This window comes from Halioglobus japonicus, from assembly GCF_001983995.1.
Taxonomy (GTDB): domain Bacteria; phylum Pseudomonadota; class Gammaproteobacteria; order Pseudomonadales; family Halieaceae; genus Halioglobus; species Halioglobus japonicus.
The window spans coordinates 613,179-629,600 of sequence record NZ_CP019450.1; the positions used below are offsets into that span (position 1 = coordinate 613,179).

Annotated in this window: 15 protein-coding genes; 9 read left to right on the forward strand and 6 right to left on the reverse strand. The window is 54.0% G+C overall.

The annotated features are described in order from the left end of the window. Positions 1–170: 170 nt before the first annotated feature. Positions 171–614, forward strand: coding sequence for a reverse transcriptase domain-containing protein (locus BST95_RS02925; protein ID WP_276205928.1), 444 nt, complete (start codon positions 171–173; stop codon positions 612–614). Positions 615–640: 26 nt separating this feature from the next. On the opposite strand, the gene BST95_RS02930 is transcribed toward BST95_RS02925, so the two are convergent. The 3 genes from BST95_RS02930 to recF form a co-directional block, all read right to left on the reverse strand. After that, positions 641–1,666 carry a midcut-by-XrtH protein gene (locus BST95_RS02930; protein ID WP_084198099.1) on the reverse strand — a complete coding sequence of 342 codons (1,026 nt, stop codon included), beginning with the start codon at positions 1,664–1,666 and terminating at the stop codon, positions 641–643. A gap of 154 nt (positions 1,667–1,820) precedes the next feature. Then, positions 1,821–4,235, reverse strand: a complete 2,415-nt coding sequence (gene gyrB / locus BST95_RS02935) for a DNA topoisomerase (ATP-hydrolyzing) subunit B (RefSeq protein ID WP_084198100.1) — start codon at positions 4,233–4,235, stop codon at positions 1,821–1,823. Between the two features lie 36 nt (positions 4,236–4,271). Next, positions 4,272–5,375: a DNA replication/repair protein RecF gene (gene recF / locus BST95_RS02940; RefSeq protein ID WP_084198101.1), complete on the reverse strand. Its 1,104-nt coding sequence runs from the start codon at positions 5,373–5,375 to the stop codon at positions 4,272–4,274. Positions 5,376–5,622: 247 nt separating this feature from the next. Between recF and BST95_RS02945 the strand changes: the two genes are divergently transcribed. Further along, positions 5,623–6,495, forward strand: coding sequence for an endonuclease/exonuclease/phosphatase family protein (locus BST95_RS02945; protein ID WP_084198102.1), 873 nt, complete (start codon positions 5,623–5,625; stop codon positions 6,493–6,495). Then, positions 6,492–8,312 (forward strand): phospholipase D-like domain-containing protein, encoded by a 1,821-nt coding sequence (locus tag BST95_RS02950; protein WP_084198103.1) that lies wholly within the window; start codon positions 6,492–6,494, stop codon positions 8,310–8,312. Before BST95_RS02945 ends, BST95_RS02950 begins: the two co-directional genes overlap by 4 nt. Before the next feature lie 32 nt (positions 8,313–8,344). Here BST95_RS02950 and dnaN read toward each other — a convergent pair whose 3' ends face one another. Together dnaN and dnaA are read right to left on the reverse strand one after the other, a co-directional pair. Continuing rightward, positions 8,345–9,448, reverse strand: coding sequence for a DNA polymerase III subunit beta (gene dnaN / locus BST95_RS02955; protein ID WP_084198104.1), 1,104 nt, complete (start codon positions 9,446–9,448; stop codon positions 8,345–8,347). An 80-nt stretch (positions 9,449–9,528) separates the two neighbouring features. Further along, a complete protein-coding gene (dnaA, locus tag BST95_RS02960) occupies positions 9,529–11,073 on the reverse strand; it encodes a chromosomal replication initiator protein DnaA (protein WP_169843838.1) in 1,545 nt (514 codons plus the stop codon). Positions 11,074–11,575: 502 nt separating this feature from the next. Here dnaA and rpmH point away from each other — a divergent pair. The 5 genes from rpmH to mnmE all read left to right on the forward strand — a co-directional run bounded on the left by rpmH (position 11,576) and on the right by mnmE (position 15,492). Further along, complete coding sequence (gene rpmH / locus BST95_RS02965) at positions 11,576–11,710, forward strand: 50S ribosomal protein L34 (RefSeq protein WP_082850157.1); 135 nt, start codon at positions 11,576–11,578, stop codon at positions 11,708–11,710. A 14-nt stretch (positions 11,711–11,724) separates the two neighbouring features. Then, positions 11,725–12,108: a ribonuclease P protein component gene (gene rnpA / locus BST95_RS02970; RefSeq protein WP_066056659.1), complete on the forward strand. Its 384-nt coding sequence runs from the start codon at positions 11,725–11,727 to the stop codon at positions 12,106–12,108. Beyond that, complete coding sequence (gene yidD / locus BST95_RS02975) at positions 12,108–12,356, forward strand: membrane protein insertion efficiency factor YidD (RefSeq protein ID WP_082850158.1); 249 nt, start codon at positions 12,108–12,110, stop codon at positions 12,354–12,356. Before rnpA ends, yidD begins: the two co-directional genes overlap by 1 nt. Positions 12,357–12,369: 13 nt before the next feature. Then, the gene (gene yidC / locus BST95_RS02980; RefSeq protein WP_084198105.1) at positions 12,370–14,067 is read left to right on the forward strand and encodes a membrane protein insertase YidC; all 1,698 of its coding nucleotides are present in this window, start codon (positions 12,370–12,372) and stop codon (positions 14,065–14,067) included. A 150-nt stretch (positions 14,068–14,217) separates the two neighbouring features. After that, positions 14,218–15,492, forward strand: coding sequence for a tRNA uridine-5-carboxymethylaminomethyl(34) synthesis GTPase MnmE (gene mnmE / locus BST95_RS02985; RefSeq protein WP_477190176.1), 1,275 nt, complete (start codon positions 14,218–14,220; stop codon positions 15,490–15,492). Positions 15,493–15,913: 421 nt separating this feature from the next. On the opposite strand, the gene BST95_RS21280 is transcribed toward mnmE, so the two are convergent. After that, positions 15,914–16,159 (reverse strand): DUF924 family protein, encoded by a 246-nt coding sequence (locus BST95_RS21280; RefSeq protein ID WP_084198106.1) that lies wholly within the window; start codon positions 16,157–16,159, stop codon positions 15,914–15,916. Positions 16,160–16,185: 26 nt separating this feature from the next. On the opposite strand from BST95_RS21280, the gene BST95_RS02995 reads away from it, so the two are divergent. Then, the gene (locus BST95_RS02995) at positions 16,186–16,377 is read left to right on the forward strand and encodes an acyl-CoA/acyl-ACP dehydrogenase (RefSeq protein ID WP_084198107.1); all 192 of its coding nucleotides are present in this window, start codon (positions 16,186–16,188) and stop codon (positions 16,375–16,377) included. The last annotated feature ends 45 nt before the right edge of the window (positions 16,378–16,422 follow it).

Sequence of the window (16,422 nt, forward strand, 5' to 3'; positions counted from 1 at the left end):
TGTCTCCGGGCACCATCTTTCAAGTTGGGCTCAGTTCTGAGCCCCGACTTAACTTCCCAAAGATTTCAACGCATTACTTACAAGCGGTTTGCGCTTTGACTGGGTTCGTTTAGTGACCGCTTACCAAGCGCAGCGGCTTTGCGGGGACCGACTGTAACCAACTGAGTCCGCTGTTAGCGGCCATCTATCTCAAGCCATTGGATGATGTGATGGACCGCGCTGGCATTGCCTATGTGCGTTACATGGATGACTGGGTCATCATGACGCCTCGCCGTCACCAACTCAGGCGGGGTATTCGCCTAATCCAGCAGACCTTGCAGCAGCTCAAACTCAGCACCCATCCAGACAAAACCTGGGTGGGCAAGATAGACCGGGGCTTTACGTTTCTGGGCTACCACCACACCCGTGCTGGCGTGACGCCAGCCAAGGACACCATCGCGCGCTTTCGTGAGCGAATCACCCAGCTTTATGAGCAAGGTGCGGGCCAAGCCCGCATTGGGGCCTACGCAACACGCTGGTGGCGTTGGGTGTGTGCGGGTTTACCCGGGACGCAGGTGCTGGTCGAACAGAAAGCCCTCACCGGGGCCACGAGCAGACCGTCACCCGCACCGTGACGTGACGTGCCGTGTGGCGCTATCCTTCATTGCTCGAAACAGTATAAGCGGGCGCTACCTGAACATGGGTTCTCGCGGGCAACTGTCCATTCGGCTGTGAGTAGGCCTGTGCCACCTAGCATACCGGAAGAAACATCTAACGGCGTCTCCCAACCGTCGCAAGTGGCGCCGACAGTGACGGTGCCGATGGTTGTAGAGCCAGTCCAGACAAGGGGCACGGTAGAGACTCTAGTACTTATCTCCGTGTATCGGATTGGGACACGAAACGAACCAGATACTAAACTTTGGAAGTCATCAGCGAAGATACTACCGGGAATGTCGACGTAAGGGACCGAGCTCTGTATAAAACGATCCCTGACGTCAACGGTGCTATCAGATAACCACGCTTTGAACTCGCCTGGGAGATTGGCCTCAACGGCAAGGGCGTTGCACTTCGCGTCCGCTCCTTCGAGACCTGTTCCCTGACCATTTTCCCGCAAGTCGCCCGTGTAAGTCTCGCTCGTCACAAATACCACTTTTTGAAACTCCGAGACACAGGCGTTTTCGATCATGCAGCTATCACCAGCTTCAAGTATCTGGCCCGACGAACACTCATTAACTGGGTCCTGAGAAATACAACTGGATTCAATGCTAATGGCATCTAGCTTCAGTGCCACACCTGAGGTATTACTGATTTCCACCGGATCGTCGGGTAGCTCAATGACTCCGCCTTCAGGGTTGTCCAGTTCAAGCATACTCGCCAATGCCTGGGGAATGTTCAGGCTGCCCAGTGCACTCAGGGTTAGACCCGCCCCCAGTAACATTACACTCAATAATTTACGCCCCTGCGGGCCGCGCAATACGCGATAACCTATCACCGCCATCAAGACGCCAAGCGGTATCAACAGCAGCGAAGGAATCGGCACGGGCACTGCCGGTGCAACCGAATCAACGGGAGTCGGCGCAGCGGTCACTGACGCAGGCCCATATGTCAGGGTACCGCTTGTTTGCGCGAATGCGACTGAAGAGAGGGTCAGCGATGAAATCGCCGCCCATGCGTGCTTGATGCTCATGGTATTGCCCCTGTTTGCTATTCTGTTCTTTGAGACAAGGCGCTGCCTTCCATGCAGTTGATATAGCAGTGCTGCTATGTCTGTTTCCACCCGGAGTTTAACTGACAACGCAACAATAGTGAGCCGCGTTTCGGCTTGATAATAGAGCGCAACATTATACGTCCAGGTTAGCTACCGACAGGGCATTCTCTTCGATGAAATCGCGTCGCGGCTCTACCTGATCACCCATTAGGGTGGTGAAGATCTGGTCGGCGGCAATCGCGTCCTCAATGGACACCTGCAGCATCCGGCGCACCTCTGGATCCATTGTGGTTTCCCACAGCTGCTCCGGGTTCATCTCACCCAGGCCCTTATAGCGCTGAATGCTGTAGCCGCGACGCGCCTCGTTCATCAGCCAGTCCAGGCCTTCGGCAAAGCTCTGGGTGTTAAACACTTTTTCACCGCGCTGGAAGTAACCCTCTTCTTCGATCAAGTTATTCAGGGTGTTACCCAGTTCCACCATGCTGCGATACTCGCCGGAACCAAAAAACTCGTGGTGATACTCGGTTTCAGATTCCACGCCGTGAGCCAACAGCTTCACAACGGGGAAGAACAGGCTGCGCTCGGTGTCCTTGCGCACTACTACAGAGTAGCTGCTACCCTTGGGTGCAACGGTGAGTAAGCGCTCACTCAAAGTCTCTGCGAAAGCAGTGACCTTGGCTTCTTCGCGCATCTCTTCCTGGGTGAGAGAATCACCGTAAACCGTTTGCCACAGAACATCCGGGGCATACAGACGGCTCAAACGATCAATGGTCGCAGCGACGTCACGGTATTGGTCTACCAGCGCCTGCAGGCCTTCACCGGAAATGGCCGGGGCATCGGGATTAACAAAGATCGATGCGCTCTCCAGGGCTGACTGGGTCAGGTACTGATTAAGTGCTTCGTCGTCCTTGAGATACTGGTGCTGCTTGCCACGAGCGATTTTGTACAGCGGTGGCTGGGCAATATACACGTGGCCGCGCTCAATCAATTCACGCATCTGACGGAAGAAGAAGGTCAGGAGCAGCGTACGGATGTGAGATCCGTCAACATCAGCGTCGGTCATGATGATGATACTGTGGTAACGCAGCTTGTCAGGATCAAATTCTTCCTTGCCAATACCGCAACCCAGAGCGGTGACAATCGTGCCAACTTCTGCCGAGCCCAGCATCTTGTCAAAACGGGCCTTCTCGACGTTCAGAATCTTACCTTTCAAGGGCAGAATCGCCTGGTACTTACGGTTCCGGCCCTGTTTGGCTGAACCACCCGCCGAGTCACCCTCTACCAGGTAGAGTTCCGACAGGGCAGGGTCCTTCTCCTGACAGTCAGCCAGCTTGCCCGGCAGCCCCGCAATATCCAGCGCACCCTTACGCCGGGTCATCTCGCGCGCTTTACGCGCCGCTTCACGGGCACGGGCCGCATCCAGCATCTTACCGACAACCGCTTTAGCTTCCTGGGGGTTTTCCAGCAGATACTCGGCAAAGCGGGCGTTCATCGCCTGCTCAACCGCCGTTTTAACCTCGGAAGAAACCAGTTTGTCCTTAGTCTGGCTGGAAAACTTGGGATCCGGAACTTTCACCGAGATCACAGCGGTCAGGCCTTCCCGGGCATCGTCACCGGTTGTGGATACCGTGGCTTTTTTGGCCAGGCCTTCTTTCTCGATATAAGCATTGAGGTTTCGGGTCAGTGCTGCACGGAAGCCCGCCAAATGGGTACCGCCATCACGCTGGGGAATATTGTTGGTGTAGCAGAGAATGCTTTCCTGGAACGAATCGTTCCACTGCAACGCCACCTCAACACCAATGCCTTCATCCATATCGACCTGGAAGTAAAAGGCCTTGTTGATGGGGGTTTTGTTCTGATTCAGGTAATCGACAAAGGCGTTCAGGCCGCCTTCGTAGTTATATGTTTCTTCATTACCACTGCGCTCGTCTTTCAGCACAATGCAAACACCGGAGTTCAGGAAAGCCAGTTCCCGCAAACGCTTGGCGAGCTGGTCAAAGTGGAACTCGATGTTGGTGAACGTCTCAGAAGAGGGGTGGAAACGAATGGCGGTACCGGATGTATCGGTGTCGCCAATCACGGCCAGAGGCTCATCGGGCACACCATGGCGGTATACCTGCTCGTAGAGCTTGCCTTCGCGACGAATTGTCAGGGTCAATTTGGAGGAGAGGGCGTTAACCACAGACACACCAACACCGTGCAGACCACCGGATACCTTATAGGTATTGTCGTCGAACTTACCCCCGGCATGCAGTACGGTCATGATAACTTCCGCCGCAGAGACGCCTTCATCGTGCATCTCGGTGGGAATACCGCGTCCATCATCGCTAACGGTCACCGATTCATCCGGGTGAATAACGATTTCAATCTTGCTGCAGTGGCCAGCAAGGGCCTCATCAATGGAGTTATCCACGATCTCAAACACCATGTGGTGCAGGCCGGTACCGTCATCAGTATCACCGATGTACATTCCGGGGCGCTTGCGCACCGCATCAAGGCCTTTCAGTACCTTAATACTGGAGGAATCGTAATTTTGTTCTTCGCTCATGAATCACTCTCAAGATTGCTTCTATTTATAACGAGATCACCGCGCTTCAACGGCTGATACTCCACCATGTTCCACGTGGAACATGGTAAATTCGTCCCCGTCTGCCACGGGCCAAACCGCGGCGACATCTTCGCTGTCCACACAGGTGATAAATACCTGGGCTTTCATTCCCGCCAACTGCTCACACACGAGGCGACAATGTTGTTGATCCAGCTCTGAGGGCAGGTCGTCCACGAGGTAAGTACAACGCCCTCGTCCTTTCTCAGTTAACAACTGCCCCTGGGCAAGCTTCAGACCACAAACCACCAGCTTTTGCTGGCCCCTGGACAAGGTATCTGCAGCCAAGTGTCCACCGATCAATACTCTGATATCCGCACGCTGAGGGCCCACGTGGGTGTAGCACTGCTCACGGTCAGAGGGTTCACTGTTTTCCAGCGCCCGGATATATGACAGCTGCTTGTCCCAACCCTGTCGAAAGCGCAATTCCAGCCCTGCCAAGGAAGGGGCCAACTGCGCAATAATGGCCTGAAACCGCGGCTCAAGCAGTTCGAAATAGGCTCTGCGATAGGTCGTTATTATCTCGCCGCAGGCCGCCAGTTCACGGGTCCATACGGCGAGTTCCTCAGGGGATAGTTTACCACGGCGGAGCAGCATATTGCGCTGTTTTATACCCCGCTGAAAGCGCTGCCACTGGTCAAAGAAACGATGTTCCACGTGGAACACACCCCAGTCGAGATACTGCCGACGAGCTGAAGGTGACCCAGTTAAAAGGTCAAAGCTGTCGGCATTAATGACTTGTATGGGCAACTGCTCTGCCATAGCGGCAACAGTTCGCACCGGCCGACCACCGAGCTTAAGAGTTACATCTCCGGTCAGCTCGCGCTGTATGCCCAGAGGCAGACTGCCGGGCTGCAGTTCACCAAACACCGTCGTCTGACTCTGGCCGTGTGTAATCAGGGACTTGATGCTTCCGCGAAAGGAACGCGCCATACCCAGTAAATGTATCGCCTCCAGGATGCTGGTTTTTCCGCTGCCATTTGGCCCATAAAATACATTCACCTTGCGCAAAGTATCGATCTTCACCTGCTGAAGATTTCGCACATTATCAATGTGTATTCGCGACAGCGAAGCAATGTTCATCACAGCAATAGATTCTCCGGCAAGTGATCGAAAAAATCACCTGAAAGTTTGAATTTATCCTTTAATATCAATATTTTAGGTTTTATGCGTCTTGGGTTTTTTGCTTGATTTTCACCGCTTCGGCACACAAACGACCGTGCTCTAGTTTACCGTACTTTGTCACTGCCCCCGAGACCTACCATCTGGATGCTGCAAACGACTTGGCGCTCGTTTTGACGGGTTACCGATACACTGCTGTAATGATGATATGATCCGCCGCATCCACCTCTGCTGCTTACTGCTTCTGGCTTCAACAAGCGCTTACTCAGCAGAGTCCTACTGCGAGCTCGGCACCGACCCGGCTAACGTTTTCCGCGGTTCGACCCTTGATGTGGCGACACTCAACATCGCCCATGGACGCGGCACCAAATTGAACCAGCTGTTGCTCCGACAAGCCTCGATCAAGGAAAACCTGGATAGGGTCGCTGCAACCGTTAACCGAAGCCGTGCGGCCGTGGTGGCACTCCAGGAGCTGGACGTCAATTCTCGCTGGGCTGGCAACTTTGATCATGCAACTTATCTGCTCGAGTCCTCCAACGTGGCGTGCAGCACGCTGGGGCTGCACGCCCAGAATTGGCTGCACCAGTTCGGTACAGGATTGCTGACAACCATGCGCCTCTCCGAGCCGGTAGCCACCGTATTTGAACCGACTCCACCGACCACAACGAAAGGACTCATTGCAGCTACCCTGCGATGGGACGATGGTCATTCGGAGCGCGCAGTACGAATCGCATCGGTCCACCTGGACTTTTCGCGCAAGAATGCCCGTCAGCGGCAAATAGAGAAAATTATCGCCGCGGTCCACGCGACGCCACTCCCGATGATTATCATGGGAGACTTCAACGAAACCTGGAACAGCAAAGATTCCGTTATCCGTCGCCTGGTCGACGAGGCAGGGCTGGTGGCCTTTAAACCTGACGCTGCCAATTTAGCGACCTACAAAACAAAACGATTGGACTGGATTCTCATCTCACCTGAGCTAGAGTTTGTGGAGTACAAGGTATCGCCCGAACTCATATCTGACCACCAGATGGTGATGGCCGCACTGCGATGGCGCCGCACTGAAGAGGACTCCAGATGACTCGCTGCCTGGCCACGGCATTATTGCTATTACTGGTTTCCGCCTGCGCCACGACCAACATTCCCGCTGACCAGTGCCCTGCGGACCGACAAGCACTGGAGAACTGCCCGCCAACCGGCGCTATCGATGACCCCAATATCAACGAGTGGTACAGGATCCGCAGCAGCCTCACCAATGAGGAGTTGGGCAAGGATCCACTCCAAATCGGTATCGATGCGAGTATCCCAGTCAAGGGCAGCCAGGTAAAACTGCTCGGCAGTCGCGAACAGGATGCCATCCGCTCGCTAGTCACCAAAGTGCACCTGATTGAAGAGGCGCTGTACAGCGTAGATGCGGTGTACTACATCTTCAAAGCTGACCTAGCCGGGTTGGCGATCATGGGCGCCATGTGCGACGCGGTCAAGCGCGGCGTCGATATCCGCCTGATGGTCGACGCGATCGGCTCAATGACTCTGAGCAAGCGCTGGCTGCGGGCGCTACACAGTTGTGAACGGGAAGCCGGCTTTATTCGCAACAAGGCGGGAGAAATGACGACCCGGCGCGCGCGCATACAGGTCTTCCTATTCAATGCGCCTTCAAAGTCACCATTTACAGTCAACCGTCGCTCCCACGACAAATTGATGGTTGTCGATGGTTTCGTACCAGAGATCGCCAAAGTCATTACTGGCGGACGCAATGTGTCGCTGTCTTACTACGGTATTAAAGAAGATGGGTCGCCCAACCCTGACACGTACAACGACGCTGAGATTTTACTACGCGCCAGGGATATGACAGAGCACCGCGAAACCGTTGGGGCGATCTCTGAAATCTACTTCAGCCTACTGTCACTCCATGAAACCAATCGGAGGATCCGCTCCCGACAGTTCATTACAGGATTAGACCTCTATACCAAACGACGCGAGCGATTTAAAGAATCACTCAATCAGCTGAAGTCACTATCGCGCATCCAACCATACTTCGCAGACATGGAAGTCTACCTATCCGAAGACTGGCGAGACGCGGACGTACAGATAGCCCACGAGTTCGCCAATCTGACCAATCGGAAAGTGATTACCGATGCCGCCAACAATCTCGCCAATAACCCGAACTCCATCATCTACCAGCTCGAACAGGTGCGTGAGCTTGATGACCGCACCCACATTCGAGTTGTCTCACCCTATCTGTTTCTCGCTAAATACTACGACAAGCAAGGCAATCTATTCCTAGACGAAGCCCAGCGGATACTTGACTGGCTTGCAGAGGCTCCAGAACACCGATACGAAATGATTACCAATTCTGTGCTCACCTCAGACAACGCGGCCGCGCAAGCCATTGTGGATATGGACATGGCACCGCGCATGCTTTTGGGAAAAGACTACAAACACGTCTGGCAGCGCGAAGTGGGCGCAGATGAAACAAGTCACGAGCTAGTGGGCAGTGACACCTGGCTGAAGCTCGTCAATCACCCCCAGCTACAGATCTATGAAACCGGCAAGCTTGATGATGTAGCGCTCGGTGGTGACAAACATTACGGAAAACTGCACGCCAAGTACCTGATAGGCGACAAATACGGTTTTATCGGAACAGCCAACTTCGATCACCGGTCTCGATTATTCAACAACGAAATGGGTTTCTTGTTCGAGAGCGAAGGCCTTCGCCAGGACCTGATCGACGAGTTTGAGCGCTTGAAGAACGAATCCTACCTGTGGGGTTCACCCGAATGGCTGGAAATGCGGCGACAGGTTATAGAAGCGGGTGGTATGAAAGGCACTGCGGTGCGAAATCAGCGACGCATCTTTCGGACCCTGAGGGCCACGGGCCTTGAATATCAATTCTAGACCCGCGATGGGGCTGGATAGACTTGCGCCCGCTACAGCCTCATAGGCATTACCACGTAAACTGAGTCACCTTCGTCCGATTCCTCCAGCAATGCGCTGCTGTTGGCATCAGACAGTGACATTTTGATCTGCTCGCCGCTCAATACAGACAACACGTCCAGCAAATAACTGACGTTAAAGCCAATCTCCAGGGATTCACCCTGGTAATCCACGGGCACGGCCTCTTCTGCTTCTTCCTGCTCGGGGTTGTTAGCCACAATATCCAGGCTATTGTCAGTCAGTTTCAGCCTGACGCCACGATACTTTTCGTTGGACAGAATCGCTGTACGGGTAAAGGCCTGGCGCAGTTCCAGACGAGATCCGAGCACTATCTTGTTCGGGTTGCGGGGCAATACCCGCTGATAATCCGGAAATTTGCCGTCTACCAGCTTGGAGGTAAAGGTAAACTCATTGGTAGTAGCGCGAATATGATTGCTGCCAATCACGATAGCGATATCTTCATCGTCTTCCATTAACAGGCGCGCCATTTCCAACACACCCTTGCGTGGCAGAATCACCTGGGTGTCGTCATTGACCTGCACCGGCTCTGGTAGGGTGCACAGTGCCAGGCGGTGTCCATCGGTGGCCACAACACGCAGGCTCTGCTCCTTGAGCTCCCACAACATCCCGTTCAGGTAGTAGCGAACGTCCTGCTGCGCCATGGCAAAACCGGTGCGGTCGATCAGGCGCTTGAGCTGGCCCTGCTTAATCGTGAACTGGTGAGTTCCCATACTGTCTTCGACGTTAGGAAACTCCCGGGCCGGCAGGGTAGACAGAGTAAATCGGCTGCGGCCCGATTTAACAGTGACCTTGCAATCTTCAGCGGTGAAACTGATGTCACTGCCTTCCGGAAGTGATTTGCAGATATCCACCAGTTTACGGGCAGGCACGGTAACTTCACCGGGTTCGCCTGCCGCCGGCAGCTGCACACGACCAACAAGCTCTACCTCTAGGTCAGTACCTGTCAGAGACAGCCGGTCACCTTCGAGCTCCAATAACACATTGGCGAGAATAGGGAGAGTTTGACGGCGTTCTACCACGCCCGCCACAAGATTCAACGGCTTGATCAATGCATCCCGTGAAATCGTGAATTTCATATGATTCGTTATTCCTTGGCCCAATCGGCGAACAATGCATTCGCGCTATTAAAAAACAAAACTTCCCATCTCTCTCACCCTCAGGTGGTGAGAGATCTCAGCAGGTTCTTATAATCTTCGCGAATATCAGAGTTAGTTTCACGAAGTTCTTTGATTTTACGACATGCGTGAAGAACTGTCGTGTGATCTCTGCCACCAAAGCTGTCACCAATCTCAGGAAGGCTGTGATTTGTCAGCTCCTTGGCCAGCGCCATGGCGACCTGACGCGGCCGGGCAACGGAACGACTGCGGCGACGCGACATCAGATCGGCCACTTTAATCTTGTAATACTCAGCGACGGTGCGCTGAATATTATCCAGGCTCACTTGCTTGTCCTGCAGTGCGAGCAAATCCTTGAGACTGTCCTTGATCAGGTCAATATCGATGTCCCGACCTGTGAAGTGAGCACTTGCTATCACCCTTTTCAGCGCACCTTCGAGCTCCCGTACATTGGATCTGACACGCTGGGCAATGAAGAATGCGGCATCAGGCGACAGATCAACCCGCGCCTGATTGGCCTTTTTCATCAGAATCGCCACCCGCGTTTCCAGCTCCGGTGGTTCAACGGCTACCGTAAGCCCCCAACCAAAGCGCGACTTCAAACGCTCCTCAAGTCCATCGATCTCCTTGGGATAACGATCGCAGGTGAGAATCATCTGCTGGCCGCCTTCCAACAAGGCATTAAAGGTGTGGAAAAATTCTTCCTGAGAACGATCTTTCTTGGCGAAAAACTGAATGTCATCGATGAGCAAGGCATCCACCGACCGGTAATAGCGCTTGAAATCACTGATTGCATTCAACTGCAGTGCCTTGACCATATCGGCGACAAAACGCTCGGAGTGCAGATAGACAATTTTGGCATCCGGCTTTTGCTGACGCAGCGCATTGCCTACCGCGTGCATCAGGTGCGTCTTGCCGAGACCGACACCGCCATAAAGAAACAGCGGGTTGTAAGAATCGCCGGGATTTTCCGCCACCTGACGCGCCGCAGCCAATGCCAGCTGGTTTGATTTACCCTCCACAAAGTTGGTGAAAGTGTAATTTTCCACCAGACCATTTTGATGCTGCAGTGATCCGGCTATTTCGGATTGCCGTGCCGGATTCTGAGCCGGTTCGCTTACAGCCGCTTTGACGCCGTCAGGGTTACGCGAAACCGCAAAGCCAGACACAGCGGGGGCCATGTCGCTACTGGGCGGGGGCGTAAATGCTGCAGGTGTGGCTGGCGCTGGCGTCTCTTGAATCGGTTGTGGTCGACTTGCCGGCACAACTGGGTCTGCAGACATGCTCATAGACGCCCGCGCCACACGAGGCTGTTCCACTGCTACCCGTTCAGGCACTGGCCGACCCGCGCCGATCTCAAGCACCACGTCCAGCTGGTTGCTCGGCTCTAACTCACTTACCAACTCGGCGATCCGAGTTGCGAATTTATCGGATACGAAATCTTTAATAAAACGATTGGGCGCAAACAGGGTGAGACTCTGTCCGTCCGTTGAGGCCTCTAAAGGCCGAATCCAGGTATTAAACTGCTGCGAAGGCAATTCGTCTTGCAGCCGGTCGATACACTGTTGCCAAACTACTCCAGGCAAAGCTATCCCCTTAAAGCGAGGCCCAATGCCGCGCCTTTCTATCATCAGAAGTATATAAAAACGTTATTTTAGCCAAGCATCAGAGCCGCCTGGCGGTCAAAGAATAATAGCGCCACGTGCGCCACTTATCCACAACAATTTTTAGAGGATAAATTTTTTAAAAATGTATATATTTCAATCACTTATTAATGGTTAGATTATTTTTTAACCAAGGTGGTTGGAAATAGTTTTTATAAGTTTTTCTGTGGATAACCTGTCTATTTATTATGCAAAAAGTGTGAGCTGATGGCGCTACCCCAGTACTGGCGCGGGATTGCCAATCAATCCAGGTTTCGGCGCTCTGCAAGCTTTTTAGCGCGCTCGCGACACCCGGAAAATTACCAAGCAATAGATTGAATTAACCACGCCATTTCAATAGAATACCCCACCTTTTTTCGGCCAGACCAAAGCAAGTCGGTCCGGCCTAATCTTCTTTCATATATATAGATATTGGATTGCAGTCATGAAAAGAACATTCCAGCCCAGCGTACTCAAGCGCAAGCGTACTCACGGTTTCCGCTCCCGCATGGCGACCAAAGGTGGTCGCGCGGTTTTGAACCGTCGCCGTGCCAAGGGCCGCAAGGTCCTGTCCGCTTAAGGATTTGGCCCTGAGTGGGCAGTCAAACGGCCAGCGCCAGTTTCGGCAAAGCCAAGCGCCTACTCAATGCCAGGGACTATAGCCGAGTATTTGACGGCGCTGAGGCCAGAGCCTCACACAAGCATTTACTGCTCCTGGCAAAAAGCAATAACGAACCCGGGCATCGCCTGGGTTTAGTTATAGCTAAAAAAAATGTACGTCTTGCTGTACAGCGCAATAGAATCAAGCGCATTGCCAGAGAAGTGTTCCGCCAACTCCCCGACGCTGAACAGCACCTCGATGTAGTGCTACTCGCCAGGCGAGGCCTGGATCAGTTGGATAACGCAGAGCTATCCTCTATATTGCAGCAGCAATGGCAGAAACTCATTCGCCGTACTTCCGACCGCCGAGATTCCTAATGCGCCGCCTCTTTATACAGCTCATCTCCTGTTACAAGCTGCTGCTGAGCCCGTTTCTTGGCCATCACTGTCGTTTTTACCCGACCTGTTCCAGCTATGCCCAGGAGGCAATCGCTGAATACGGGGTTCTGAAGGGCTGCTACCTGGCGCTTCGCCGACTCGGTAAATGCCACCCCTGGCACGAAGGCGGTATTGACCCGGTCCCGCCGCGGGATTCCAAACAACCCTGCTGTCACCACAGTCACTAACCCAGAGATCAACATGGATCTGCAACGCTCACTACTTATAGGCGCTATCGCCGTACTTTCTTTCATGCTTCTCACTGAGTGGGTGGCTTTCAAAGACGAGAGAGAAAGCAGCCGACTCCCAGATACCACACGCATTCTCAACAGCGATGCCTCATCTGACCAGGAAATGCCTACAGCGCCCGCACTGAGCGAGGCCGCGGGTGAAGACGATATTCCCACTGCGCCGGCACTCGATCAGGCTTCGAAAGACGTCCCGGCTACGACTACTGACTCCGGTAATATCATCCAGGTTCACACCGACAGCCTGCAGGTAGCCATTGATCTCAACGGTGGCGACATCATCGAGCTGGCGCTGCCACGCCACCTGGCCGATATCGACGATCCCAACAGCGCTTTCGTCCTGCTCGAACAAAACGAGCGCCGCATTTACGTCGCCCAAAGTGGTCTGATTGGGCAGGATGGTATCGACAGCAACGGCCGCGCACTGTTTACCGCCAGTGCTGAACGCTTCGAAATGACCGACAGCGATGACAAGCTCGCTGTCGACCTGGTGTGGCAAGGCGATAATGGTGTAAAAGTCACCAAACGCTTCACATTCACCCGCGGTGACTACCTCGTTAACGTGGACTACCTGATTGAAAACGGTTCCGACACGCGCTGGCAGGCTAACCTGTTCGGCCAGATCAAGCGCGACAGCACTGTCGCTCCCTCAGCCAGCGCTTCAGGTATGGGCATGCAACCGTTCCTAGGTGCAGCGCTGACCCAACCCGAAGAACGCTTTACCAAGTTCACCTTTGAGGACATGGCAGAAGAGCCCTTCAAGGCTCAGCTTCCCGCGGGTTGGATTGCCATGCTGCAGCATTATTTCCTCAGCGCCTGGGTGCCCAACCAGGAGCAGTCACATACCTACAGCACGCGTGTGACCCGTTCCGGTTTCAATATCGCCGGCTTTACCAGCCCGGCTATCACCCTGGACCCCGGCCAGAACGGTCAGGTAGGTGCGGGTTTCTGGGCCGGTCCGAAAGATCAGTACCGACTCAAGGAGATCTCTCCCTACCTTGATCTGGTGGTCGACTATGGCTGGCTGTGGTGGATTGCCCAGCCGCTGTTCTGGCTACTGACCAAGATGTACGCACTGGTGGGCAACTGGGGCGGCGCCATTATTCTTCTGACCCTGTTGGTGAAAGCCGCCTTCTTCAAGCTGTCTGCTACCAGTTACAAGTCCATGGCACGCATGCGCAAAGTACAGCCCAAGATGCTCGAAATCCGCGAGATGTATGCCGACGACAAACAAAAGCAATCCCAGGCCATGATGGACCTGTACCGCAAGGAAAAGGTCAATCCCATGGGCGGCTGTCTGCCCATTCTGGTTCAGATGCCGGTGTTTATCGCCTTGTATTGGGTGTTAATGGAGAGCGTTGAATTGCGCCATGCGCCATTTGCCCTCTGGATTAACGACCTGTCAGTGATGGACCCGTACTTTGTGCTGCCCATTCTCATGGGCGCCAGCATGTGGTTTATGCAGAAGCTGAACCCACCGCCCACGGATCCCATGCAAGCCAAGATCATGCAGTGGCTGCCGATTGTTTTCACATTCTTCTTCCTGTGGTTCCCCGCAGGCCTGGTACTGTACTGGGTAGTGAACAACCTTCTGTCTATGGCACAGCAGTACGTGATTACACGCCAGATCGAAAAAGGCGACATCGCCTGATTCCTTTCGCCCCGGTCCTCGCCGGGGCGCTATACTCTGCCGAATGAACGCCAGCTCACAGCTCGACGGAGACACCATTGTTGCTATTGCCACCGCCCCGGACGCGGAGGCGTAGGCATTATTCGGCTATCCGGCGGCAAGGCACTCGACATTGCCCAGGCGATAACGCAGCTTAAACTCTCCCCTCGTCACGCCCATTTCTGTCAGTTTCGCAGCCGCGAAGGCCAAGTGCTCGATACCGGCGTTGCCCTGTATTTTCCCGGGCCGAACTCCTTTACCGGTGAGACCGTTGTGGAACTACAGGGACACGGTGGTCCGGTTATCCTCGATTTACTCGTCGGCACTTGCATCGCCCACGGGGCGAGACAGGCAAGGCCTGGGGAATTCTCTGAGCGCGCCTTCCTCAATGACAAGATGGACCTCGCCCAGGCTGAAGCCATCGCCGACCTCATCAATAGCACCACCGAACACGCAGCGCTCAATGCGACACGCTCACTGCAGGGCGAGTTCTCCGCACAGATCGACGCCCTGGTGCAGAAAGTCACTGCCCTGAGAGTGTACGTGGAAGCGGCTATCGACTTTCCCGAAGAGGAGATCGATTTCATCGGCGACGGCCAGGTCCGCGAACAATTGCTTGGCATTATTAAACAATTGGACAAAGTCCGCGCTGCTGCCCGTCAGGGCACCTTGATCCAGGAAGGCATGAAGCTGGTTATTGCGGGCAAACCCAATGCCGGCAAATCCAGCCTGCTGAATGCGTTGTCAGGGCAGGACACTGCGATTGTAACGCCTATCGAGGGAACTACCCGCGACGTGCTACGCGAACGGATTCAGGTAGATGGACTGCCGCTACACATCGTCGACACCGCAGGGCTGCGCGACAGTGGCGACGCCGTTGAGCAGGAAGGCATACGCAGGGCCTGGTCAGAAATGGAAAGCGCCGACCGGATCCTGCTGGTGGTTGACGGCGCCGACTCTGGCCACAACAACGATGACCCGGGAGTCATATGGCCTGAGATCAGCGAGCACTTGACCCGCACTATCCCGGTGACGGTGATTCACAATAAGTGTGATCTCAGCAATCGGCCGATAGGCATTAGCGAAAGCCAGGGTCGCACTGTCATCGAGCTCTCCGCCCGCACCGGCGATGGGATGTCTCTGCTGAGAGAACACCTCAAAGACTGTATGGGCTACAGCGCCGTCAACGAAGGCAGCTTCAGCGCACGCAGACGTCACCTGGCGGCCCTGGACCAAGCGGCAGACGCACTGGCCACAGGCCGCTATCAACTGGAAAACGCTGGCGCCGGAGAGTTATTGGCTGAAGACCTGCGCCTATGTCAGGACGCCCTGGGCGAAATTACCGGCAAAGTCACCTCCGACCAGTTACTCGGTGAGATTTTTTCCAGCTTCTGTATTGGCAAATGATCCAGCGTTTATCCACACATCTTCCCCTCCCTGCCCACAAGCTATGAATGAACAGCGTTTTACCCACAAACTACGCACATATCTGCAACGCGTTCTTAAGGTGCTCGACGAGCATGAACAACGGCAGTGAATAAAACTTTGATGACTGTGGGAGGAAAGGTGAATAACAACGCGGCTTTTTCTGTTGACGCTGTCGCGTCGATTTTTACCCAGAACTCATCACCGGGCTTTCAACGCCTGCTCACCAGTTAACACAGCGTTTATCGTTAGGCTTATCATCTCTGTAAATTATTGATTTATATAAATATAAAGGAGTTAATCACAGGTCTGGACGCCCCTAATAATTACAACAACAACAATCCTATATATACATATCAATACATATATATCTTTATATTCTTATATTCAGACAGGGCACGTTTTACTCAAATTCATAACCGTTCCCGACCATCATGTATGCCTCTGCAGGCGTGCTTGCTCTTCCCAGAGCCTGGTTTCTAACAGGTAAGTGCCCGTATAGCCTGACGATTTCCCGGCGCCGTTCTGCCAGCGCCTGAAAACTTTCAAGTAACGGTTGCTGATCGATGGGCACTCGAACGAGGTGAGTGTCGAACCAGGCGAGTCCAACATCATGCCAGTCCAAGGACTCCATATTGCTGAGACACATCACTACGGCCAACTGTTGCGCAATCGGTGTACGACGCAGGGCTGATGGGCCTGGAGGTCGATGATAAATATGGCGGTGTGGTAGGCGGCCTCGATGAAGACACCGGCATGTTAAGCCTGTGGCGCACCACGCGAGCTATGCGCATTGCGCCGATTAACAATGAAATGGTGCTGAACTATATTGCCCAGCACGGTTTGGGCATGCAGCGCTCGTACTAGCGCTGGGGGTCGCAGGTAAGCCACAGGATGTGGCCTACCTGAGTG